1 protein-coding gene is annotated in these 767 nt (G+C 50.5%); it reads left to right on the top strand.

What is annotated here, in order from left to right; translation table 11 throughout:
- The coding region (locus FCN80_RS26195; RefSeq protein ID WP_136993283.1) for an IS66 family transposase at nucleotides 1-485 on the top strand (485 nt) is incomplete at its 5' end.
- Between the last annotated feature and the right edge of the window lie 282 nt (nucleotides 486-767).

Here is a 767-nt window from a genome sequence, read left to right as displayed (position 1 = left end):
AAGCCCTGAAGCGCATCGGCGAACTGTACGCCATCGAGGCGGAGATACGCGACAGACCGGAAGCAGAGCGTCTCGCCGTCAGACAGGCGCGGAGTAAACCGCTGCTGGCGGCCCTGCATGAGTGGATGGTGGAGAAAAACACGACACTGTCGAAAAAATCCCGGTTGGGAGAGGCGTTCGCCTACGTACTGAACCAGTGGCAGGCGCTGTGTTACTACAGTGACGATGGTCTGGCCGAAGCGGACAATAACATCGCGGAACGAGCCTTGCGAACGGTCTGCCTGGGCAAAAAAAATTATCTGTTCTTCGGCAGTGATCATGGTGGCGAACGTGGAGCCCAGCTGTATGGCCTTATCGGTACGTGCAAGCTGAATGGTGTCGATCCGGAAGCTTACCTTCGCCATATTCTGGCGGTGTTACCGGAATGGTCTTCGAACCGTGTATCTGAACTTCTGCCGTGGAATGTGGATCTCACCTCTGAATAACCGTCAATACGGCGCTCCCTTATCGTTTACCCTTCATATGTAGCCATTAAGCCAGTGATGGTAACTTAGGTTGACCTGTTTATGGGTAAGCATACGTTCAGTACCGTCTGGCAGAACATGAAATTACTGACAAGATCGTGTCTAATGAAAGCTGTATAGTTAGATTAATGGTTTCCTGATAGATTTCCGCGTTTCTTTTGCCGTCTAAAAATCACTCACTTGAACTGTGATCATTAATTCCCCCCTTGCAGTTTTTCAAAATGGGCCTACAATAAGGCCCAC

Origin of the sequence: Martelella alba, from assembly GCF_005217455.1 — a bacterium.
GTDB lineage: Bacteria > Pseudomonadota > Gammaproteobacteria > Enterobacterales > Enterobacteriaceae > Acerihabitans.
Note: the sequence above shows the minus strand (reverse complement) of the source record. Positions and strands in the feature narration are given on the sequence as shown.